Source organism: Caulobacter vibrioides OR37 (genome assembly GCF_000372645.1).
GTDB lineage: Bacteria > Pseudomonadota > Alphaproteobacteria > Caulobacterales > Caulobacteraceae > Caulobacter > Caulobacter vibrioides_E.
Genome location: NZ_APMP01000001.1, coordinates 30,715 through 50,021, shown reverse-complemented (window position 1 = coordinate 50,021; position 19,307 = coordinate 30,715). Strand labels below are relative to the sequence as shown.

Here is a 19,307-nt window from a genome sequence, read left to right as displayed (position 1 = left end):
ACCCGCGCCATGACCTCTAACTCCCCCAAGTCGCTGGCCGGCCGCCTCGCCCTCGTGACCGGCGCCACGCGCGGCATAGGCTGGGCGGTGGCCAAGGGCTTGGCCGAGGCCGGCGCCCATGTGATCGCCGTCGGCCGCACCCAGGGCGCGTTGGAAGCGCTCGACGACGAGATCGTGGCCGCGACCGGCGAGCACGCCACCCTGGTCCCCATGGACCTGCGCGAGGCCGATGGCTTGGACCACCTGGGCGCGGCGATCCACGAGCGTTGGGGCAAGCTGGACATCGTGATCGGCGCGGCCGGCCTGCTGGGCCCCCTGACGCCAGTGAGCCACCTGGAGCCCAAGGGTTGGGACATGATCCTGTCCACCAACCTGACCGCCAACTGGCGCCTGATCCGCGCCATGGATCCGCTGCTGCGCGCGTCCGACGCCGGCCGGGCCGTGTTCTTCTCCAGCAGCGTCGCCAAGAGCCGCCCGGCCTTCTGGGGCGCCTATGCGGCGACCAAGGCGGCGCTTGAGGCCCTGGTCGACGTCTATGCCGACGAGACCGAGAACACCCCGATCCGCGCCCTCTGCGTCGATCCTGGCGCCATGCGCACCCGGATGCGGGCCGGAGCGTTCCCGGGCGAGGCGCCCGAGACCGTGCCCGCGCCCGAAACCATCGTCCCGTTCATCGTGGACCTGGTCCGCCCCGACCGCCAGCCGCCCAAGGGCGTCGCCCGCTTCAAGGATCGCGGCCAGGAATCGCCCAGCATCGACGCGTGAGTCGGATCCGTTGGATAGGCAACGGAATTGGACGGAAAAGTTGTTTAAATCCGAGCGACGCCACTTCGAATAAGTAAAATCGAACGCTGATCTGTCATGATGGATATCAGTGTTGCGCCTTTAGCGACTCGTTAACCGCGCTGACCGAGAGATTGAGTCCAATTTTCACTCAGCTCTCGGGTATCCTCCATGGCGCTCTTTTCTTTCAGCCGTGAAAACGGCGACGCCCTGGGCAAGATCGCGGACCTCGAAGGCATAGTGGCGGCCATCCAACGGTCGCAGGCCGTCATCGAGTTCGATCTCGACGGCGTGGTCATCACCGCTAACGACAACTTCCTGCGGGCGATGGGCTACAGCCTGTCGGAGATCCAGGGCCGCAAGCATTCTCTTTTCGTGACGCCCGGCGAGGCAGATAGCGCCGCCTACCGTGACTTCTGGCGCACGCTGGCGTCCGGCCAGTTTGTCGCCGAGAAGTTCAAGCGTATCGGCAAGGGCGGACGCGAGGTCTGGCTTCAGGCTTCATACAACCCCGTGCTGGACAAGAACGGCCGTCCGTTCAAGGTCATCAAGTTCGCGACCGACATTACCGCTGTCGAACTCGCGCTTCAGCAGGCCGAAGAGGAGCGTAAGGTCGTCCAGGCCGAGCAGGAGCGTGTCGTCTCGACCCTGGCCCAGAGCCTGGACCGTCTGGCGCGCGGCGACCTGACCGCCAGCATCGACATGGTGTTCGAAGGACGCTACGCGCAGCTCAAGACCGACTTCAACGCCGCCGTCGTCAGCCTGAGAGACGCCATGCGCGCGATCGCCGAGGCGGCCGGCGGCATGGAAAACGGCTCGAACGAAATCGCCAGCGCCTCCAGCGATCTTTCAAGACGCACCGAGCAGCAGGCCGCGAGCCTGGAGGAAACGGCGGCGGCGCTCGACGAGATCACCGCCACGGTCCGTCGCAGCGCCGACGGCGCCAAGCAAGCCGCCTCGGCCGCTTCGGCCGCCACCCAGGACGCCAGCCGCTCGGGCGAAGTCGTTCAGCAGGCCGTCGCGGCGATGGGTGAAATCGAGAAGTCCTCGGGCCAGATCACCCAGATCATCGGCGTGATCGACGAGATCGCTTTCCAGACCAACCTGCTGGCCCTGAACGCCGGCGTAGAGGCCGCCCGCGCTGGCGAGGCTGGTCGCGGTTTCGCGGTCGTCGCTCAGGAAGTCCGCGCCCTGGCACAGCGCTCGGCTGACGCGGCCAAGGAGATCAAGACCCTGATCGCCAACTCGACCGCCCAGGTCGAGCGCGGCGTGAGACTGGTCGGCGACACGGGCCAGGCCTTGACTGGCATCGCCGGCAAGGTCGGCGAGATCGATGTGCTGATCCGCGAGATCGCCGAAAGCTCGCAGGAGCAGGCCACCGGGCTGAACCAGGTCAACGCGGCGGTGAACCAGATGGATCAGGTCACCCAACAGAACGCCGCCATGGTCGAGCAGGCCACCGCGGCCGCCTCGGCCTTGCTGGGCGAGGCCCGGGATCTGGCGCGTCAGCTCGCGCGCTTTCAGGTTGGCGAGACGAGTTCCGCCGTCCGCCGGCCCGAGCCCGCGCAGGCGGGACGCCATGCCCCGGCCCGCAATCCCGTCGCCGAGCAACGCGCGCGTATCGAGCGCATGGCCCGCCCCGGAGCGACCGCCGCTGCAGCCGCGCCGCACCAGGACTGGGAAGAATTCTAGAGCGCGTTAGGTTTAAGTGTGAGCGGTTAAACCGCTCGAACGCGCTCTAAATATTTGAATTTAAAGCCTGTTTATCCGTTTCAAATGATTCCATTTGAAGCGGACAGGCTCTACGGCTTCCCGGCGGGAGGGCGGACCTGCTGGAGCAAAAGGTTCGCCGTCGCCGCGGCCGATCCGTCTCCGGTCAGGGCCGCCGCCACGATCGCGCCGTCCTCGACCGAATAGGCCACGATCGCCTGCGCGCCCGGCGTCCCGCCCAGATGTCCCAGCCAAAGGCTCTTGGCGCCGTCGGGACGCGGGACCTCGACGGCCATGACGCCCAGGCCATACCAGCTGCCGGCGTCGAACATCGGATAGAGCCGCTCGAACATCGCGCGCACGGTGTCCCGCGTCAGCAGCTTGCCGCCGAGCAGCGCCGCCCAGACCCGGGCCATGTCGTCGGCCGACCCGACCATGGGCCCCGCCGCGCCGGCCCAGGCGGGCTCGATCGGGGCTTCCCTGGTCGAGACCAGTCTGGCCACGTCCTCGGCCTTGTCGCCCTCGGCCAGCACCCTTGAATGGGTCAGCCCCAAAGGCTTGAGAATCCGCGCCTCGATCGCCAAGCGCCAGGGCTGGCCGTCCACGGTTTCGATGACCCGGCCCAGCAGGTCGTAGCCGGTATTGGAATAGCGCCACCGCTCGCCAGGACAGGCCATGGCCCCGTGGCGAGCGATGATCCTCAGATCCTCGTCCAGGGTGTGGGCTCGGTGCTCGGCGTGGGCCTTCAGGTCCTCGTTGGCGCTGAACAGTCCGCCCGTGTGGGCCAGGAGGTCGCGGAGGGTGACGACGTCGCCGTTCGGAACGCCGGCGACATACCGGCCGATCGGATCGTCCAGGCGAAGCTTGCCGGCCTCGACCAGTTGCAGGACGACGACCGCCGTCAGGGTCTTGCCGGCGCTGGCCCAGAACAGCATCGGCGGTTGGTCGCCGCTTTCGGTGCGTGCCCAGGCGCCTCGGCCGGGAACCAACACGGCGGCGGTCATGGCGGGCGCCTTGGTCGCCGACTTGGCCTTATCGAAGGCGGCGTCGAGGCGGGCGACCGTCTCCGGATCCAACGCCGACCTGGGAACCTCGGTCAGCAACGGCGGCGCGACGGGCGCGCGCAAGGGCGGACCGGCATAGGCGACCGCGCGCTCGCAGACGACGGGCTTGTAGTCGTCGGCCAGCGCCGTCGCCGGCAAGGCCGTCAAAAGCGCCGCCATCACCATTCCGCGCATCGCCGCCTCCGCATTCAACCTAGAAGACTGAACGCGTGTGGCGAAGTTTGGACCAGTCGGCGTCAGCGCGCCTTCGGTTTACCGGGACCAGTGTTGCCCCGAACCGTGCGCGAGCCGGCCACCGGACGACGCGGCGCGGCGGCCTTGCCCCCGGCCGACTTGGCGCCGACCTTGTAGCTGGGCGTCGTCGAGACCTTCTTCTGAACCTTGGGACCCAGCTTCTTGACCGACTTGACGGCGGCCTTGCCGGGTTCGGCGGCGGCCTCGGCGGTCGGCGGCGCGGCCTTGGCGGCGGCCGGGCCCTTCTTGCGGATCGGCTTAACCGCGCTCTTACCCGGATCGACCGGCAGGCCGGCAGCTTCGGCGGCCTTGGCGGCGGCTTCCTCGGCCAGGCGCTTGGACTTCTTGACCGTGTTGCGCGAGGCGCGGATGCGCTCCTCCTCGCGCTCGCGGCGCTCGAACTCGCGCTTGCCCCGGCCGCTGTGGCCCTTGGCCTCGCCGTCGGCATAGGGGTTGGCGCCGGACTTGATGGTGATGCGCAGCGGCACGCCCGGCAGGTCGAAGCTCTCCCGCAAGGAATTGATCAGATAGCGCCGATAGTGGTCGGGCATCTGGTCGGCGCGGCTGGAGAACAGCACGAAGGTCGGCGGACGGGCCTTGGTCTGGGCCATGTACTTGGGCTTCACGCGGCGGCCGCTGACGGCGGGCGGCGGATGGCGCTGCATGGCCATCTGCAGCCAGTCGTTCAGGTCTCGCGTCTTGACCTTGGTCGACCAGTCCTTGTGGGTCTTGATCACGGCCGGCATCAGGTGGCCGACGCCCTTGCCGGTCTCGCCCGACAACGCCACGACCGGAGCGCCGCGCAGCTGGGGCAGCATCCGTTCGGCGTGCTCGCGGAAGGCGGTCAGGTGCGCGGCCTGATCCTCGATCAGGTCCCACTTGGCCAGGACGAACACCACGGCCCGCCCTTCCCGCTCGGCCAGGTCAGCGATCTGCAGATCCTGGATCTCGAACGGATGGGTGGCGTCCATGACCAGCAACACCACCTCGGCGAAGGTGATGGCGCGGATGGTGTCGGCGGTCGACAGCTTTTCCAGCTTGTCCTGGACCTTGGCCTTGCGGCGCAGGCCGGCGGTGTCGACGAGCCGGATCTTGCGGCCGTCCCACTCCCAGTCGACCGAGATGGAGTCGCGGGTGATGCCGGCCTCCGGCCCCGTCAGCAGGCGATCCTCGCCTAGCAGACGGTTGACCAGGGTCGACTTGCCGGCGTTCGGACGGCCGATAATGGCGATCCGGATCGGTTTGCTGTCGTCGTCCTCGTCCTCGGTCTCGGACGCCTCGGGTTCGAAGGCCAGCAGGGCGGCGTAGAGCTCGGCCATGCCCTCGCCGTGCTCGCCCGAGATCGGGATCGGCTCGCCCAGGCCCAGGCGGAAGGCCTCGCCGGCGCCGGCCTCGCCCGCCTTGCCCTCGGCCTTATTGGCCGCGACGATCACCGGCTTGTCGCGCTTGCGCAGGATGGCGGCGAACACCTCGTCCAGCGGGGTCACCCCCTCGCGGCTGTCGAACACGAACAGCGAGACGTCGGCCTCCTCGATGGCGGCTTCGGTCTGGGCGCGCATCCGGGCTTCCAGGCTCGAGTCATCGACGTCCTCGAAGCCGGCGGTGTCGATCAGCTCCAGCTCGAGATCGCCGATATGACCCGAGGCGTAGCGGCGGTCGCGCGTGACCCCTGGCTGGTCGTCGACGATGGCCAGCTTCTTGCCGGCCAAACGATTGAACAGCGTGGACTTGCCCACATTGGGCCGGCCGACGATGGCGAGTTTCAAAGGCATAGGCGTCCAGTAGTCGATTTTCGCCCCGATCGCAAAAGGGGGGCCGAAAAGGCAACGGCCCGGGACGGCGTTCGCCGGCCCGGGCCCGAAGGCGTCTTGATGTGCTTCCGGCCTCGGAAGAGGCCGACAAATCTAGCGGATGGCCACCAGATCCGCGTCGTCGGTGACGACATAGATCATGTTGCCGACCGCGATCGGGTTGATCAGAACGGGAGAGCCGATCTTCAGCGTCTTTTCCTTGGCCCCGGTCTTGGCGTTCAAGGCCACGGCCTCGCCATCGCTGGACACCGTGATCAGGCGGCCATTGGCCAGGATCGGCGACGACCACAGGCGCGGGTGCTTGGCGCGCTTCTTCTTCTGCTTCTTGGTCAGGGCCTCGGTGTTGTTGAGGTCCTGGATCCAGTAGACCGATCCGTTCTCGCGCGAGGCGCAGATCACCTGCCCGGCCTTGTCGACGACATAGACCACGTCGCCCGAGGGCCAGGGCGTGGTGATGGCCGTCACCGGCAGGCTCCAGCGCGATTGGCCCGTGCGCAGGTCGGTCGCCGAGAAGACGCCCGAGTGGCTGACGGCGAACACGTCGCCCTTGTAGATCACCGGGCGGCCCGGGATATCGCGGATTTCCGACAGAGCGTTGGTGCGGCTGGCGCGGCTGAGGGCCTCGCTCCACAGGTCGTTGCCGTTCGCCGCGCGAAGGGCGACCAGCTCGCCCGAGGCGAAACCGGCCACGACGGTGTCGCCGCTGATCGCGGGGCTGGAGGCGGCCAGGATCCGCGCCGGCTCGATCAGGGCCTGATAGGTCCAGCCCGGCGCGCCGCTGTCGGCGGCGTAGGTCAGCAGCTCGTTGTCGGTCGAGACCACGAACACGCGGCCGTCGGCGACGGTCGGCGCGCCGTGGACCGGCGTGGACGTCTGCTGGGTCCAGCCCAGATTACCGTTGGTCGCGTCGAGCTGGGCGACGAAGCGGAAGCCCGACGACACATAGAGCTTGTTGTCCGGGCCCAGGGCCAGACCGCCGCCGAAGCCGCGGCGGTCTTCCTTCCGCGGGATCAGATGCAGGAAGCCGCCCTTCTTGCTGGGGCCGGCGGCCGGGCGCAGATCCTTGTGCCAGATCATCGCGCCGGTCTTGGCGTCCAGCGCCGCGACGTCGGCTTCGCCGTCCATCACATAGACACGACCGTCCGCCGACACCGGCGGCGCCGTGACGTGGAAGATCTTGCCGCTCTTCTTGCCGAAGCCCTTCTTCCAGGCGACGACGAAATCCTTGCCGGCGTCGACGTGTTCGATCGACTGCTCGGCGTTGCCGCCCGGTAGGCGCCACTCGGTCTGGACGACCGGATCGGGCAGGTAGAAGTCGGCGCCCTTCAGCGATTCCGCCGCCTCGACCTTCTGGTCGAAGGCGATGATCGAGATGCGCTGGCCTTGGCTGGCCGTGGACTTGTTCTTTTCCTTCCCGTGGAAGGGATTGATCTTCGACACCGTCGAACAGCCCGTCACGGCCACGGACGCCGACATCAGCGCGACCAGCGCGATGGAACGCTTGGGGGTCATCAGGCGGCTCATTGGGCGTTGGAGGCGGCGGGTTGTTGCGGCATGGCCGGAGCCAGCTGGCTCAGCGGCGGCGTCGGCGGCAAGGCGGCGGCGGCCTTCACCGCCGCGCCCAGCTCCTTGGCCGAGCCGGAATCGATCATCTGCATGGCCGCCTGGGCCCGCTGACGCACGGCCTCGGAGGTGGTGGTGTCGAGCGAATTGGCCAGGATCACGAAATCAGCCCGCGCGCCCGCCACGTCGCCGGCCTGCAGCTTGGCGAAGGCCATCGCCTCGCGGGCATAGACGCGATACGGACTCTTTTCCCCCGCCAACGGCGTCAACCTCGACTCGATGTCCTTGTACGAGGCGGTGTCCATCAGAGCGAAGGCGGATTTGAGGCGGGCCAGGTCTCCGAGCACCGGCGACGGCGAGGCCTTGGCGGCCGCGTCGAAATAGCCGACGGCCTCCTGGGTCTTGTTCTGGTCCAGGCGAATGTCGCCCATCTGCAGGAGGGCCAGAGCCTTATAGCCGTTGGCGCCGCCGTCGGCGACGGCCTTGAACTGACCGAAGGCCTTGTCCGGCCCTTGCTTCTGGGCGGTTTCCAGCGCGGTCTGGTAGCTTTCCGAGGCCTTGTTGGCCTGGTCGGTCTGATAGGACGTCCAGCCCCAATAGCCGCCGACGCCGATCACGGCGACCGCGGCGAGCGCGCCCAGCCAGGGCAGCGACTTCATCGCCAGCGACTGATAGCGCTCGGAGCGAAGCTGCTCTTCGACCTCGTCAAAAACATCGACCACGAAAGAAAGCTCCGAAACAGGCGCTAGCCCGAATAGGTCCCGCCAGAACCGGCGCGGACATCCCCGGGTTTAAGACAGATTGTGGCGGGCGAAGGGCCGCCCGCCGAGGCGGCGAACCTATAGCGTGCCGCGCCCAGCCGCAACGCCCGGCGAAACGGCGCCTCAAGCCTTCTTGGCGTAGTAGGTCTCGGCCGGTCCCGGAAAGCTGCGATCCCGGACGTCGCGAGCATATTGGGCGGCGGCGCGCTGGATCTCGCCCTTCAGGTCGGCATAGCGGCGGACGAACTTGGGCGTCCAGTCGAACAGGCCCAGCATGTCGTCGACCACCAGCACCTGGCCGTCACAGCCGGCCGAGGCCCCGATCCCGATGGTCGGGACCGCGACCGCCTCGGTGACCTCGCGCGCCAGGCTCTCGGCGACGCCCTCGACCACGATGGCGAAGGCGCCGGCCTCGGCGGTCAGGCGAGCCTCCTCCAGCACCTTGGCGCGCTCCGCCTCGTCGCGGCCCTTGGCCTTGAAACCGCCTTCCATCAGCACCGCCTGAGGCCGCAGGCCGACGTGACCCATGACCGGCACGCCGCGCTTAGTCAGATAGGCGATGGTCTCGGGCACGGTCGGGCCGCTCTCGACCTTCACGGCCTGGGCGCCGGTTTCCTTCATGATCCGCACGGCGTTGGCGTAGGCCTGCTCGTGCGAGGCCTCGTAGGCGCCGAACGGCATGTCGACCACGACCATCGCCTTCCTGGACCCGCGCATAACCGCCTGGCCGTGCAGGATCATCATCTCCATCGTCACGCCGACGGTGTTGGGCAGGCCATGGACCACCATGCCCACCGAATCCCCGACCAGCAGCAGATCGCAGGCCTCGTCCAGGGCGGCCGCGACCGGCGCGGTATAGGCGGTCAGGCAGACGATCGGCGCGCCGCCCTTCCGCGCGGCGATGTCGGGAGCGGCCAGACGGCGAACCGTCTCTTCACGATGAGCGGACAGGATCCAGCCTCCTTGAGGCGCGTTTCGGGGCGCTCTTGTGGGCCGGATCGCGCCGCGCCGCAATATGATCCCGCCTTACAGCTCCTCGACGGCCCGCGTTACCGCGAAGGCCAGAGCGACGAGCGCCAGACCCGCCGCCAGCCAGACAGCCTCGACGCTGCCGGGCGAGGTGAACACCGACGCCACCTTGGCGTAGCCGGCGTTGATCTCGTTCTCGATGCCGTGGCTGCCGTCGCGCGAGATCTGGGCGATTTCGCTGGAAAAGCGGGTCGACAGGATCTGGAACGCCGCGATCAGCCCCGCGGCGACGCCGGCCGCGCCGATGAAAAGTCGCCGCATGGCCCAACCGCGATCCAGCTTGGCGGAGACCTCGGCGTTGAATAGGGCCGCGTCCGGGAAGGACGGCGCTTCGGCGAACAGGCGAGTCAGTCGCGCTTCGAAATCGGGCTCAGCCATGAGCTTCCCTCCTGGCCCCATCTTCTGGCCGGGCCAGTCGCGCCCGGAGTTTATCCAAACCACGTTTGACATGGGATTTGACCGTGCCGATCGGAATATTCAAGGCCTCCGCCGCCTCGGCGTGCGACCAGTCGGCGCCGTAACAGAGAGACACGCAGAGCCGCTCCCCCCGCGACAGGGCTTTCAGCGCCTCGTCCAGATCGATCCGGCTGGCCGCGTCCCCCGACGCGTCCGTCCGCCCCATGGTCTCGACCGGCTCGACGGCGTCCGAGAAGATCAGCCGCGCCTCGCGCTTGACCTTCTTCAGATAAAGCCGCGCGGCGATCTTCTTGATCCAGCCGCCGAACGTCCCCTCGCCGCGAAACTCGGCGCATTGCTCGAAACCGGTCAGGAAGGCGTCCTGGGCCAGATCGTCGGCGGCGGCGCTATCCGCCCCCAGCCGGCGCAACAGTCCCCGGACGGCCGAGCCGTGCCGCCGCACCAGCTCTCCGTAGGCCTGGCGATCGCCGCCCGCCGCGCGCGCGGCGAGTTCGATATCGTGACCGGTTGGCGGGCGCTCCATGCCCATTGACGTCAAGCCTCCCCCGGCTCGCGCGCGCCCTTAGACCCGCGGTTCCTTGTTCGGATTGAAGAAGCTCAGCACGATGAAGGCCAAGCCGATCACGGCCGGGATGCAGGCGAAACCGAAGCCCTCGAAGTCATGATCGCTGTGGAAATCGCCGAAATAGGTTGCGCCGGCGATGCCGAGGCCGATCGCCAGCCAGATAACGCCCGTGCGCAGGTCGCGAAGCCGGGTCGGCGGGGTCTTCACGGCGCGCGTCATCGCCTCGATGACTTCCGGCGGCACCGGCTGACCCTTCTCGATGGCCGCGCGCAGCGTCGAATGCAGTTCGCGGCGTTCGCGGGCCTTGAACCAGAACGGCGTGATGACGATCGCGGCGATCATAATGCAGCCGGCCACGGGAACGACGATTTCCGGACCCATATCAAATCCTCCAGAGCGTGAGCGACGACGCCCCCGGCGCCGCCTTTGCTGGTAAGAGGCTCCGGCGGCGCGGTTTGGAGGCGCCGGACGGCATGAAACTTTCGTAAGGCCGCGTTTCAGCCGATCGACAGGCGACGCCAGACCTGCGGCCCGCCCGTCATGATGATCGCCGCCACGAAGACCAGACCGCCGCAAACCGGCGCCAGGCTGGGGGCGATCGCGCGCACCATCAAGTTCAGCGCCGGCGAGACCGCCCATAGCACGAGCGCCAGCACCACGGCCCCGGCGGCCATGGCGGCCAGTCGATCGAGAAACACCCGGCGCTCCACCGCCTTCATGACCTCGGCGGTGAAGACCTCGGCGCGGCCTTGCTGGGGTTCCTCGCCCAGGAAGGCCGACAGTTGATCGTCCAGGGTCATGAAGCGCCTCCTAGAACTGCAAGCAGCCGCTCACGGCCACGGGTAACATGCGACTTGACCGTGCCCAAAGGAAGGCCAAGCGCGTCGGAAACCTCCGCGTGCGACCAGCCTTGACCCAAGCACAGGGTGACGCAGGCGCGCTGGTCTTCCGGCAGGGTCGCCAGCGCCGTCTCCAGCGCCATGCGATCCTCGGCCCCGACCTCCTTGGCGGCCTCCAGTTCCTGCTCCCCACGCCAGACCTCGTCCCGGGCGGCGGCGCGCTGGGCGCCGCGACGCTGGGACAGGGCTTTCTTCCAGGCCACTCCGAAGAGCCAGGCTCGAAAGCCCTGGTCGTCGCGCAGCTTGGGCAGTCCGGCCCAAGCCGCCACGAAGGCTTCCTGGGCGATATCGTCGGCGTCGATCCACCCGCTCTTGCGCAGGAAGCCTCGAAGCGGCTTCTCATGGATCGCCACCAGCCGGGCGAAGGCGGCCTGGGACCCCGCGCGCGCCTGTCTGACGAGCGCGGCGTCCATCAGATGGTCGGTCCGGACCGATCGAAAAGCACCTGCACCAGCGTCGCCGCGCAGAGGGCGCCCAGAACGAAAGCCACGATCGTGAACGCCTCGCCCGCGCCGTAGATGTTGGTGAAGGCGGCGAAGGCGAAGCCGGCGCTCAGCATCCCGTACAGGACCACCTGGTACCAGGTGCGCTCGCGACGGCGGCGATAGCGCGGACGCTCGTCCTCATCGCGCTCGCCCCGCCAGCGTTTGTTCAGCTTAGCCAGCAGCTCTGGCGGCGGTTCGCGGCCCGAGGCGGCGTAGGTCTTGATCAGGTCCAGCGTCTCGCGATGGGCGCGGTACGACAGCCAGCTTTCGAACCCGCCGAAGATGAACCAGCTGATCGGGAAGATCAGCCACCAGAACTGACGGAAGATGTCCTCGGACATGGGCGATTTCTCCTCAGCCGACTTGCAGCTTGGCGACCAGCTCGGCCGGCGGGCGGCGGCCGGCGCGGGTCAAGGCGTTCAGCGCCTCGATCGCGTCGCGGCGGGCCGCGTCCTTCAGCCAGACCTGGACATTGACGAAGACGAACCAGCTGATCGGCATCAGCATCCAGGCGTCTTGACGAAAAAGGTCGAGGGTCATGGCCCGCCTCAGCGCTCCAGCTGACCAACCAGCGCGGCCGGCGCCTCGCGGCCCTTTTCCGCCAGGTCGCGCAGCGCCCGCACCACCTCGCGCTGGGTGCGATACCTCAGATACGCGCGGAAGGTTCCCATGGCCATGAAGCCCATCGGGAACACCAGCCACCAGTAGTCGCGGAACAGGTCGATCATCGGACGATCCTTCGAATGTTGGGCGCGATCTCTCGCGCTTTCGAAGGTTAGTCGCCGCCGACCGCCGGGTTGGATGCGCCGACATACGAAATAATTTCCGACATCGAGCTGAACGACACCGTGGGTCGATGCTCGGCCAGGATTGACGGCTTGGCGTAGCCCCAGCCGACCGCGCCGCAATCCAGGCCCGCGGCCTTCGCGGCCTCGATGTCGCGGGTCTCGTCGCCGATGCAGATGATCTTGTCGCGCGGAACGCCGCGCCGCGTGACCTGCTTGAACTTGCGGGCCTTGCCGAACAGCGAGGCGCCGCAGGCATAGAGGCTGATCAGGTCGCCCAGCTCCTGCCCCAGCACCCGGCGGATCACCTGTTCGCTGTTGGAGCTGACGACCGCGATCTTGACGCCGGCGGCGTGCAGCGCGCGCAGCATCTTGGCGGTCTCGGGGAACAGCGGGATCGTGTGGGCGTCGGCGGCCATCAGCTTCTTGCCCGCCCGCGCGATCAGCGGCAGCTTCCACGGCGAAACGCCCAGATAGCGGATGACCTCGCGGGTGCTGCGGCCGCGCAGCATCTCGATCTCCTCGTCGGTGACGGCCTTGAAGCCGTACCGGCGCGCCATCGGATTGACGGCCCGCATCATCCACGCCGCGCTGTCGGCCAGCGTGCCGTCGAAGTCGAAGATGACCATTTCGTACCGCGAGACGGCGTACTCCCCCACGCGCGCAAGACCTCTTGAGTCCGTCCAAAGCGGACGCCGTGTCCAGTGATAGACCGAACCTCCGAAGCTTGTCGTCCTAAACTTCGCTCGGCGAGCGGCGGAAGGCGTGGATAAGCGAAAGGCTCAGCCGAACGCAGCCGCGTACAGATCGGGCTTGAAGCCGACCAGGCGCCGGTCGCCCAGGTCCAGGACCGGGCGCTTGATCATCGACGGCTGGGCCAGCATCAGGTCGACGGCCTTGGCGGCGTCGAGATCCCGCTTGTCGGCCTCGTCCAGCTTGCGGAACGTCGTCCCGGCGCGGTTCAGCAGCACCTCCCACCCCAGTTCCTCGACCCAGCCCTCGAGGCGCGCGCGGTCGATCCCGGCGGTCTTGTAGTCGTGGAAGTCGTAGGCCTGGCCGTGATCCTCCAGCCACTTGCGGGCCTTGGCGACGGTGTCGCAGTTCTTGATGCCGTACATGGTGGCGGTCATGGCCGATTCCTCGCGAGATTGCCGACGAACTTAGCCGTTCAGGTTCCAGCGCCGAAGCACGACATGCTGGGTCCGGCCAAGCTTGCTCCGCACAAGGACGAAGTGATCGACGGTCCAGCGGATGGGCGCGATCGCCTGGGCCGAAGCGACCTGAGCGTCATAGAGCAGCGTGATATGCGGAGTGAAGCTCTTGTCCGGCTTCAGCCGGACCGCCAGCATTCTGTCGGCCAGCGCCTTTTGGAAGGCGATCAGAGCCTCCACGCCCTCGCCGCCTTGCAAGGTGAAAGGATTGGAGCCTCCGCGATTGGCGAAGCTGGCGGCCCGATCGAACGCGACGCCGAATGGCGCGTGGGCCATCGCCTCGCCCGCGCGCTCGCCCTTGGCGACGATGTCGTTGGGCACGCCGACATAGTCGCCCAGATGATGCAGCGTGACATGGAAGCGATCCGTCGCGAGCGGTTGGCCGCGCAGGCCGAGCGCGTCCTTCAGCCGGCGCGCCTCGCGAGCGATCGCCTCGGCCGTCGCCGGATCGGGATACAGCAGGAACATCAGCCGGTCGGTCGGGGTCGGCGGGTCGAAGCCCGGCAGTCCCATCTGCGAAGTCTCGGCCATCGGCGTCTCCCTGGTCGCCGGCACGGTTAGACCGCTTCGCCCAAGGCTCCAACGGGCCGAGGAGGTCGCGATCCGCCCTCTTTAGCCCCCTCCCCCGATCAGGAGGCGCGGCCCTCGGCTGTCGCGCCCTCGACACGGGTCCAGATTTGCGACTTGCACAGGAAGTTGGGCAACAGGCAGCCCTTGGCCTTCAGCGACGTGCGATCCAGCAACCGGACCTGACCCGAGAAGGTCATGTTCAGGTCGGGCACGAACACCTTGCCCTTCCACTCGTCGGCGGCGGTGGCGGAGAAGTCGCGCAGCAGCTGCATCCCGACCAGGTTCTGGTTGCTGCCCTTCTTGACGTCGGCCTGCGCGCCGGCGCTGGCCCAGATCACCACGCCGCAGGTCCGGGCCTCGCAGGGGCGAATCTCGATGTGCACGCTGCCCTTGGGATTGCGCCAGACGCCATAGAGCTCGCCCAAGCGCGAGGGGACCGGGTCGGCCAAGGCGGCGCTGGCGCTCGCGCAGACCGCCGCGATCACCGCCGCCTTCAATCCAAGCCACTTGTTTCGGCTCATCGGGCCGTCCTTCCCGCTTCCGCGACGCAAACAGGATGCGAAGCTAGAGCATCGCGCGGAAAAATGGATGCCGGTTTTCCGCGGAAACGATGCGAAAACAAAAATCCAGAGGAAGCCACGCGGTTCCTAGACCGCGCGGCCCCCTCTGGACGCTTGAGCAAACGAAATGAAGCCGTCGAAATGAAGGCGAACCGCGGATCGCCTCCATTCCCTCCAAGACGGCGCGTGATCAGCCGAAGCGACCGCAGACATAGTCCTGTGTGCGGCCGACCTTGGGGCGCATGAAGATCTCGTCGGTCGGGCCGAACTCGATCATTTTGCCCAGGTACATGAAGCCGGTGTAGTCCGAGATGCGGGCCGCCTGCGACAGGTTGTGGGTCACGATGACGATCGTGTAGTCGGACTTCAGCTCGCCGATCGTCTCTTCCAGCTTGGCGGTCGAGATCGGGTCGAGGGCCGAGGCCGGCTCGTCCAGCAGCAGGATTTCGGGCTCCACGGCGATGCCGCGAGCAACGCAAAGGCGTTGCTGCTGGCCGCCCGAGAGCGACAGGCCCGAAGCCTTCAGCTTGTCCTTCACTTCTTCCCACAGCGCGGCCTTGCGCAGCGCGCCTTCGACGATGCCGTCCATCTCGGACTTCGACTTGCTCTCATAGAGACGCACGCCGAAGGCGACGTTGTCATAGATCGACATCGGGAACGGCGTGGGCTTCTGGAACACCATGCCGACGCGCGAGCGCAGCTTGGCGACGTCCTTCATGGTCAGCAGGTTCTCGCCGTCCAGCAGCACCTCGCCCACCGCCTTTTGACCGGCGTAGAGGTCGTACATGCGGTTGAAGGTGCGCAGCAGGGTCGACTTGCCGCAGCCCGACGGCCCGATCAGAGCGGTCACGGCGTTGCGCGCCACCGGCAGATTGACCGAGTGCAGGGTCTGATGCTTGCCGTAGAAGAAGTCGAGGTTGCGGGCGCGCAGCGTCACCTGGCTGTCGGCCAGATCGGCGACGAAGGATTCCGGAGCGGTCATGGCGTTCATGGACGATGGTTCCCGCGGGCGGCGACAACGCGGCCGAGAATGTTGATGGTCAGGACGGTAAGGGCGATCAGAAGCGCCCCGGCCCAGGCCAGGCGACGCCAATCATCATAGGCGCTGAGCGCGTACTGGAAAATGACCGCCGGCAGGCTGGCCATGGGCTTGGTCAGGTCGAGGTTCTGGAACTGATTGCTCAGGGCCGTGAACAGCAGCGGCGCGGTCTCGCCGCTGATCCGAGCGAAGGCCAGCAGGCCGCCCGTCAGCAGACCGCCGCCGGCGCCGCGCCAGATGATTTCCTTGATCGTGGTCCAGCGGGGCGTGCCCAGCGCCGCGCCCGCTTCGCGCAGGGCGTCGGGCTGCAGGCGCAGGATGTCCTCGGTGGTGCGGGTCACGACCGGCACCGCCAGAAGCGCCAGGGCCACGGCCCCGGCGAAGCCCGAGAAGCCATGCAGCGGCCGGACGACCAGCTCGTAGACGAACAGGCCGACCAGGATGGACGGCGCGGCCAGCAGCACGTCGTTCAGGAAGCGGATGACGTGGCCATAGGGGTGCGCGCCGCCATATTCGGCCAGCCAGGTGCCGGCCAGGATGCCGACGCCGACGGCCATGGCCATGGCCATGGCGCACATCATCAGCGAGCCCTCGATGGCGTTGCGCAGACCGCCGACCGAGCCCGGCGCGGGCGTGTCCTTGGTGAAGATGTTGAGATCCAGGCCCCCGAACCCCTGCTTGAACAGCGAGTAGAGGATGAAGCCCAGGGCGGTCAGGGCCAGCACGGTCGCCACGCCGCAGGCGGTGACGAAAGTGGTGTTGGCGATGGCGCGAAGCGCGGGACGGGACAGCATGTTCGCCTCAGTCGTAACGCTGACGCAGGAGCAGCAGGCGCGCGATGGCCAGCACCCCGAACGTGATGACGAAGAGCACCAGGCCGAGCGCGGTCAGAGCGGCGGTGTGCATCTCGCCGGTGGCTTCGGTGAACTCGTTGGCGATGGTCGAGGCCAGGGTCGAGCCGCTGTCGAACAGCGACTTGGGCAGGCCGTGCGCGTTGCCGATGATGAAGGTCACCGCCATCGTCTCGCCCAGGGCGCGCCCCAGGCCCAGCATGACGACGCCGATGGCGCCGCCGCGGACATAGGGCAGCACGACCGAGGTGATGACCTCGAGCGGCGTGCAGCCGATGCCGTAGGCGCTCTCGCGCACCTGGGGCGGCACCGTCAGGAACAGTTCGCGAAAGACCGCCGCCATGTACGGCAGGATCATGATCGCCAGGATCAGCGAGGCGGTGAAGATGTTGGCGCCGTTGGGCACGCCGTAGAACAGGGTCTCCCAGATGGAGCCCGCCGGGGCGTTCATCATCAGCGGCAGCTGAATGTGCTCGGCGAAGAACGGGGCCAGCACGAAGAGACCCCACATGCCGTAGACGATCGAGGGGATGCCGGCCAGCAATTCGACGGCCACGGCGATCGGGCGCGAAAGCTGCTTGGGACAGAACTCGACCAGGAAGATCGACACGCCCAGAGCCACCGGCAGGGCGATCAAGAGCGCGAGGGCCGAGGTGACCAGGGTGCCCACGATCGGTCCGGCGGCGCCGTAGACCTCGGTCACCGGGTTCCAGGTGGTCGACGTGAAGAAACTCAGGCCGAAATGGCTCAGCGCCGGCCATCCGCCGATCGTCAGCGAAACGACAACGCCGGCCAACGCGACCAGCAGGAGGGTCGCCGCGCCGAAGCACAGCCCCTCGAAAATCGGATCGAACCAGGCCCCTTTGGAAGCTGGTCGGGTCATTACGGCATCGGTCACAGGCGCCCCCAAGTGGACTGGGCGGGGGCCGAAACCCCCGCCCAACTTTACGCTTACTTCGAGACGTAGACCGGCTTGCCGCCGGACTTGATGTTGGCGGCCCACTGCTTGCGGATCAGGGTCTTCACCTGAGCCGGCAGCGGCACGTAGTCCAGGGCGCCGGCGGCGGCGTCGCCGTTCTTGTAGGCCCAGTCGAAGAACTTCAGAACGCCTTGGCCAGCGGCGGCGTTGCTCTGTTCCTTGTAGACCAGGATGAAGGTCGCACCCGTGATCGGCCACGACTTCGCGCCCGGTTGGTCAAGCAGCAGCAGGTAGTTGCCCGGAGCCTTCGTCCAGTCGGCGCCGGCGGCGGCGGCGGCGAAGTCAGCGGCGGTCGGGGCCGGGAACTGGCCGGCCTTGTTCTGCACCAGGGCGTAGGTTTCGCGGTTTTGCTTGGCGTAGGCGTATTCGACGTAGCCGATCGAACCCACGGTTTGCTTCACGAAAGCCGAGACGCCGTCGTTACCCTTGCCGCCCAGGCCCGTCGGCCATTGGACGGAGTCGCTGGCGCCGACCTTCGACTGCCATTCCGGATTCTTCATCGCGAGGTACGAGGTGAACAGGAACGAGGTGCCCGAACCGTCAGAGCGGTGCACGACCGTGATCGGCAGGTTCGGCAGCTTCACGCCCTTGTTCAGGTTGACGATGCGCGCGTCATTCCACTTGGCGACCTTGCCCAGATAGATGTCGCCCAGCAGTTCACCGGTCAGACGGATCTGGCCCGGCTGGATGCCCGGGACGTTCATGATCGGCACGACGCCGCCGATGACGGTCGGGAATTGATAGAGACCAGCTTGGTTCAGCTGTTCCGGCTTCAGCGGCTTGTCCGAAGCGCCGAAGTCGACGGTCTTGGCGGTGATTTGCTTGATGCCGCCGCCCGAGCCGATGGCCTGATAGTTCAGACCGACGCCCGTCTGGGCCTTATAGGTTTCGGCCCACTTGGCGTAGACCGGCGCCGGGAACGTAGCGCCAGCGCCCGACAGGTCCGCGGCTTGGACAGCGCCGCCCGCCAGAACCGCCGCGCCGAGCGCGACCGCGATCGTCTTGAACATCCGTGATCTCCCAGGGCGCGGTGTTAAAGAGCGCCCGACGGAAGCTGATTAGGTGCTAAATATAACAGCCGGATGACACGCATTAAGTTTGGCTTACATTCCGCGTTGAGTCAGCCGGGGCTTGGAGGCGCGCGCTCCCGCGACGGATCTCTAATTTCAGCCAACTGACGAATCTGTCGCTCGCGCCGCCGGCTCGAAAACCCTCCGCGCGAACCGCTAGAGCGCGGCCGCTCGGCGCTTCGAAAGGCAGCGCCATCAGCTGCCCGGACTCGATGTAGCGCTCGGCCGCGAAGAGGTTGGCGAGCGCCACCCCCGAACCGTGGGTCGCGGCGTCGAGCGCCAGTCCGGCGTCGTCGAAGGCGTGGGCGCGGGGCGCTCGCCGCCCCGGCAGGAAATGACCGGCCCAGGCGGTCCAGTCCGCGTCGGGACCGGCGATCAGCGGCGCCCGGACGACATCCTGCGCCGACTGGATGGCCAGGGTGCGGACAAGGTCCGGATGGCACACCGGCACATGGCTGAGCTCGTAGACCGCGTCGGGATCGGAAGCCGGGACCCAGGCCAAGCGGACCCCCGCGGCGGGGTCGTCGAGGCGCGTGCGCACCTCGATCTCGATGTCAGGCAGAGCCAGACCCAGAGCCCTGAGCTTGAACGAAAACCATTGCCGGGCCAGGGCCTCGGGCATGGCCACGACCAGCGCTTCCAGCCCCTCCGGATCGGCGATCTCGCGAATGGCGCGGTTCAACGCCTCCTGAGCCTGAGAATAGGTTTCGGCCAGGCGCAGCGCGGCGGTCGAGGGCTCCATCGCGCCGCCTCTCCGCTCGAACAGGGTGGCCCCGAGATCGGTCTCAAGCCGGCGGATGGACTGACTGACCGCGCTGTGGGTGATCTGCAACTCGCGCGCGGCGCCCGTGAAGCTGCGGTGGCGGCTGGCGGCCTCGACGGCGCGAAGAGCGGTGAAGGGTGGCGATCGGTCGGACATGA

24 protein-coding genes are annotated in these 19,307 nt (G+C 67.5%); 2 read left to right on the top strand and 22 right to left on the bottom strand.

Translation table 11 applies throughout. The features are described 5' to 3' along the window. Positions 1 to 9: 9 nt before the first annotated feature. Positions 10 to 765 carry an SDR family NAD(P)-dependent oxidoreductase gene (locus OR37_RS00250; RefSeq protein WP_004615076.1) on the top strand — a complete coding sequence of 252 codons (756 nt, stop codon included), beginning with the start codon at positions 10 to 12 and terminating at the stop codon, positions 763 to 765. Between the two features lie 189 nt (positions 766 to 954). Continuing rightward, positions 955 to 2,475: a methyl-accepting chemotaxis protein gene (locus OR37_RS00245; RefSeq protein WP_004615075.1), complete on the top strand. Its 1,521-nt coding sequence runs from the start codon at positions 955 to 957 to the stop codon at positions 2,473 to 2,475. A 110-nt stretch (positions 2,476 to 2,585) separates the two neighbouring features. Here the strand turns inward: OR37_RS00245 and OR37_RS00240 are convergent, their stop codons facing one another. From OR37_RS00240 to OR37_RS00135, 22 genes are all read right to left on the bottom strand, one after another. Then, the gene (locus OR37_RS00240) at positions 2,586 to 3,731 is read right to left on the bottom strand and encodes a serine hydrolase domain-containing protein (protein ID WP_004615074.1); all 1,146 of its coding nucleotides are present in this window, start codon (positions 3,729 to 3,731) and stop codon (positions 2,586 to 2,588) included. A 62-nt stretch (positions 3,732 to 3,793) separates the two neighbouring features. Then, positions 3,794 to 5,563 (bottom strand): ribosome biogenesis GTPase Der, encoded by a 1,770-nt coding sequence (gene der, locus OR37_RS00235; protein ID WP_004615073.1) that lies wholly within the window; start codon positions 5,561 to 5,563, stop codon positions 3,794 to 3,796. A gap of 132 nt (positions 5,564 to 5,695) precedes the next feature. Next, complete coding sequence (locus OR37_RS00230) at positions 5,696 to 7,126, bottom strand: PQQ-like beta-propeller repeat protein (RefSeq protein ID WP_035016772.1); 1,431 nt, start codon at positions 7,124 to 7,126, stop codon at positions 5,696 to 5,698. Next, positions 7,123 to 7,887 carry a tetratricopeptide repeat protein gene (locus tag OR37_RS00225; protein WP_004615071.1) on the bottom strand — a complete coding sequence of 255 codons (765 nt, stop codon included), beginning with the start codon at positions 7,885 to 7,887 and terminating at the stop codon, positions 7,123 to 7,125. The genes OR37_RS00230 and OR37_RS00225 overlap by 4 nt, the downstream gene beginning before the upstream one ends. Positions 7,888 to 8,049: 162 nt before the next feature. Beyond that, a complete protein-coding gene (panB, locus tag OR37_RS00220; protein WP_035016826.1) occupies positions 8,050 to 8,877 on the bottom strand; it encodes a 3-methyl-2-oxobutanoate hydroxymethyltransferase in 828 nt (275 codons plus the stop codon). A 75-nt stretch (positions 8,878 to 8,952) separates the two neighbouring features. Continuing rightward, positions 8,953 to 9,333 (bottom strand): hypothetical protein, encoded by a 381-nt coding sequence (locus tag OR37_RS00215; protein ID WP_004615068.1) that lies wholly within the window; start codon positions 9,331 to 9,333, stop codon positions 8,953 to 8,955. Beyond that, complete coding sequence (locus tag OR37_RS00210) at positions 9,326 to 9,910, bottom strand: RNA polymerase sigma factor (RefSeq protein WP_035016771.1); 585 nt, start codon at positions 9,908 to 9,910, stop codon at positions 9,326 to 9,328. Before OR37_RS00210 ends, OR37_RS00215 begins: the two co-directional genes overlap by 8 nt. 24 nt (positions 9,911 to 9,934) lie before the next feature. Beyond that, positions 9,935 to 10,318, bottom strand: a complete 384-nt coding sequence (locus tag OR37_RS20870) for a DUF6249 domain-containing protein (RefSeq protein ID WP_004615064.1) — start codon at positions 10,316 to 10,318, stop codon at positions 9,935 to 9,937. A 116-nt stretch (positions 10,319 to 10,434) separates the two neighbouring features. Continuing rightward, positions 10,435 to 10,737, bottom strand: coding sequence for a hypothetical protein (locus tag OR37_RS00200; RefSeq protein WP_004615063.1), 303 nt, complete (start codon positions 10,735 to 10,737; stop codon positions 10,435 to 10,437). Next, positions 10,734 to 11,249, bottom strand: a complete 516-nt coding sequence (locus tag OR37_RS00195; protein WP_004615062.1) for an RNA polymerase sigma factor — start codon at positions 11,247 to 11,249, stop codon at positions 10,734 to 10,736. Before OR37_RS00195 ends, OR37_RS00200 begins: the two co-directional genes overlap by 4 nt. Then, positions 11,249 to 11,662, bottom strand: coding sequence for a hypothetical protein (locus tag OR37_RS00190; protein ID WP_004615061.1), 414 nt, complete (start codon positions 11,660 to 11,662; stop codon positions 11,249 to 11,251). Before OR37_RS00190 ends, OR37_RS00195 begins: the two co-directional genes overlap by 1 nt. Before the next feature lie 13 nt (positions 11,663 to 11,675). Then, positions 11,676 to 11,861: a hypothetical protein gene (locus OR37_RS00185; RefSeq protein WP_004615060.1), complete on the bottom strand. Its 186-nt coding sequence runs from the start codon at positions 11,859 to 11,861 to the stop codon at positions 11,676 to 11,678. Between the two features lie 8 nt (positions 11,862 to 11,869). Beyond that, entirely contained in the window at positions 11,870 to 12,049 is a 180-nt protein-coding gene (locus tag OR37_RS00180; RefSeq protein ID WP_004615059.1) for a hypothetical protein, read from the bottom strand. A gap of 47 nt (positions 12,050 to 12,096) precedes the next feature. After that, on the bottom strand, positions 12,097 to 12,735 hold the full coding sequence (locus OR37_RS00175) for an HAD family hydrolase (RefSeq protein ID WP_035016770.1): 639 nt from the start codon (positions 12,733 to 12,735) through the stop codon (positions 12,097 to 12,099). 153 nt (positions 12,736 to 12,888) lie between these two features. Beyond that, entirely contained in the window at positions 12,889 to 13,236 is a 348-nt protein-coding gene (locus OR37_RS00170; protein ID WP_004615057.1) for an ArsC family reductase, read from the bottom strand. A gap of 30 nt (positions 13,237 to 13,266) precedes the next feature. After that, complete coding sequence (locus OR37_RS00165) at positions 13,267 to 13,848, bottom strand: 2'-5' RNA ligase family protein (RefSeq protein ID WP_004615053.1); 582 nt, start codon at positions 13,846 to 13,848, stop codon at positions 13,267 to 13,269. A 98-nt stretch (positions 13,849 to 13,946) separates the two neighbouring features. Further along, positions 13,947 to 14,408, bottom strand: coding sequence for a DUF2147 domain-containing protein (locus tag OR37_RS00160; protein WP_004615052.1), 462 nt, complete (start codon positions 14,406 to 14,408; stop codon positions 13,947 to 13,949). Between the two features lie 229 nt (positions 14,409 to 14,637). Next, positions 14,638 to 15,438 carry a phosphate ABC transporter ATP-binding protein PstB gene (gene pstB / locus OR37_RS00155; RefSeq protein ID WP_004615051.1) on the bottom strand — a complete coding sequence of 267 codons (801 nt, stop codon included), beginning with the start codon at positions 15,436 to 15,438 and terminating at the stop codon, positions 14,638 to 14,640. After that, positions 15,435 to 16,280, bottom strand: a complete 846-nt coding sequence (gene pstA / locus OR37_RS00150) for a phosphate ABC transporter permease PstA (RefSeq protein WP_004615050.1) — start codon at positions 16,278 to 16,280, stop codon at positions 15,435 to 15,437. The genes pstB and pstA overlap by 4 nt, the downstream gene beginning before the upstream one ends. Before the next feature lie 7 nt (positions 16,281 to 16,287). Further along, positions 16,288 to 17,220, bottom strand: coding sequence for a phosphate ABC transporter permease subunit PstC (gene pstC / locus OR37_RS00145; RefSeq protein ID WP_004615049.1), 933 nt, complete (start codon positions 17,218 to 17,220; stop codon positions 16,288 to 16,290). 68 nt (positions 17,221 to 17,288) lie between these two features. Next, on the bottom strand, positions 17,289 to 18,326 hold the full coding sequence (gene pstS / locus OR37_RS00140) for a phosphate ABC transporter substrate-binding protein PstS (protein ID WP_004615048.1): 1,038 nt from the start codon (positions 18,324 to 18,326) through the stop codon (positions 17,289 to 17,291). A gap of 82 nt (positions 18,327 to 18,408) precedes the next feature. After that, the gene (locus OR37_RS00135) at positions 18,409 to 19,305 is read right to left on the bottom strand and encodes a LysR family transcriptional regulator (RefSeq protein WP_004615047.1); all 897 of its coding nucleotides are present in this window, start codon (positions 19,303 to 19,305) and stop codon (positions 18,409 to 18,411) included. Positions 19,306 to 19,307: the final 2 nt, after the last annotated feature.

Coding starts and splice junctions, on each gene's coding strand:
- OR37_RS00175 (WP_035016770.1), bottom strand. CDS start 12,735: ATGGTCATCTTCGACTTCGACGGCACGCTGGCCGACAGCGCGGCGTGG.
- OR37_RS00215 (WP_004615068.1), bottom strand. CDS start 9,333: ATGGCTGAGCCCGATTTCGAAGCGCGACTGACTCGCCTGTTCGCCGAA.
- OR37_RS00250 (WP_004615076.1), top strand. CDS start 10: ATGACCTCTAACTCCCCCAAGTCGCTGGCCGGCCGCCTCGCCCTCGTG.
- OR37_RS00165 (WP_004615053.1), bottom strand. CDS start 13,848: ATGGCCGAGACTTCGCAGATGGGACTGCCGGGCTTCGACCCGCCGACC.
- OR37_RS00185 (WP_004615060.1), bottom strand. CDS start 11,861: ATGACCCTCGACCTTTTTCGTCAAGACGCCTGGATGCTGATGCCGATC.
- OR37_RS00240 (WP_004615074.1), bottom strand. CDS start 3,731: ATGCGCGGAATGGTGATGGCGGCGCTTTTGACGGCCTTGCCGGCGACG.
- OR37_RS00200 (WP_004615063.1), bottom strand. CDS start 10,737: ATGACCCTGGACGATCAACTGTCGGCCTTCCTGGGCGAGGAACCCCAG.
- OR37_RS00230 (WP_035016772.1), bottom strand. CDS start 7,126: ATGAGCCGCCTGATGACCCCCAAGCGTTCCATCGCGCTGGTCGCGCTG.
- pstB (WP_004615051.1), bottom strand. CDS start 15,438: ATGAACGCCATGACCGCTCCGGAATCCTTCGTCGCCGATCTGGCCGAC.
- OR37_RS00170 (WP_004615057.1), bottom strand. CDS start 13,236: ATGACCGCCACCATGTACGGCATCAAGAACTGCGACACCGTCGCCAAG.
- pstS (WP_004615048.1), bottom strand. CDS start 18,326: ATGTTCAAGACGATCGCGGTCGCGCTCGGCGCGGCGGTTCTGGCGGGC.
- OR37_RS00190 (WP_004615061.1), bottom strand. CDS start 11,662: ATGTCCGAGGACATCTTCCGTCAGTTCTGGTGGCTGATCTTCCCGATC.
- OR37_RS00180 (WP_004615059.1), bottom strand. CDS start 12,049: ATGATCGACCTGTTCCGCGACTACTGGTGGCTGGTGTTCCCGATGGGC.
- OR37_RS20870 (WP_004615064.1), bottom strand. CDS start 10,318: ATGGGTCCGGAAATCGTCGTTCCCGTGGCCGGCTGCATTATGATCGCC.
- OR37_RS00195 (WP_004615062.1), bottom strand. CDS start 11,249: ATGGACGCCGCGCTCGTCAGACAGGCGCGCGCGGGGTCCCAGGCCGCC.
- pstA (WP_004615050.1), bottom strand. CDS start 16,280: ATGCTGTCCCGTCCCGCGCTTCGCGCCATCGCCAACACCACTTTCGTC.
- OR37_RS00160 (WP_004615052.1), bottom strand. CDS start 14,408: ATGAGCCGAAACAAGTGGCTTGGATTGAAGGCGGCGGTGATCGCGGCG.
- pstC (WP_004615049.1), bottom strand. CDS start 17,220: ATGACCCGACCAGCTTCCAAAGGGGCCTGGTTCGATCCGATTTTCGAG.
- OR37_RS00135 (WP_004615047.1), bottom strand. CDS start 19,305: ATGTCCGACCGATCGCCACCCTTCACCGCTCTTCGCGCCGTCGAGGCC.
- der (WP_004615073.1), bottom strand. CDS start 5,563: ATGCCTTTGAAACTCGCCATCGTCGGCCGGCCCAATGTGGGCAAGTCC.
- OR37_RS00245 (WP_004615075.1), top strand. CDS start 955: ATGGCGCTCTTTTCTTTCAGCCGTGAAAACGGCGACGCCCTGGGCAAG.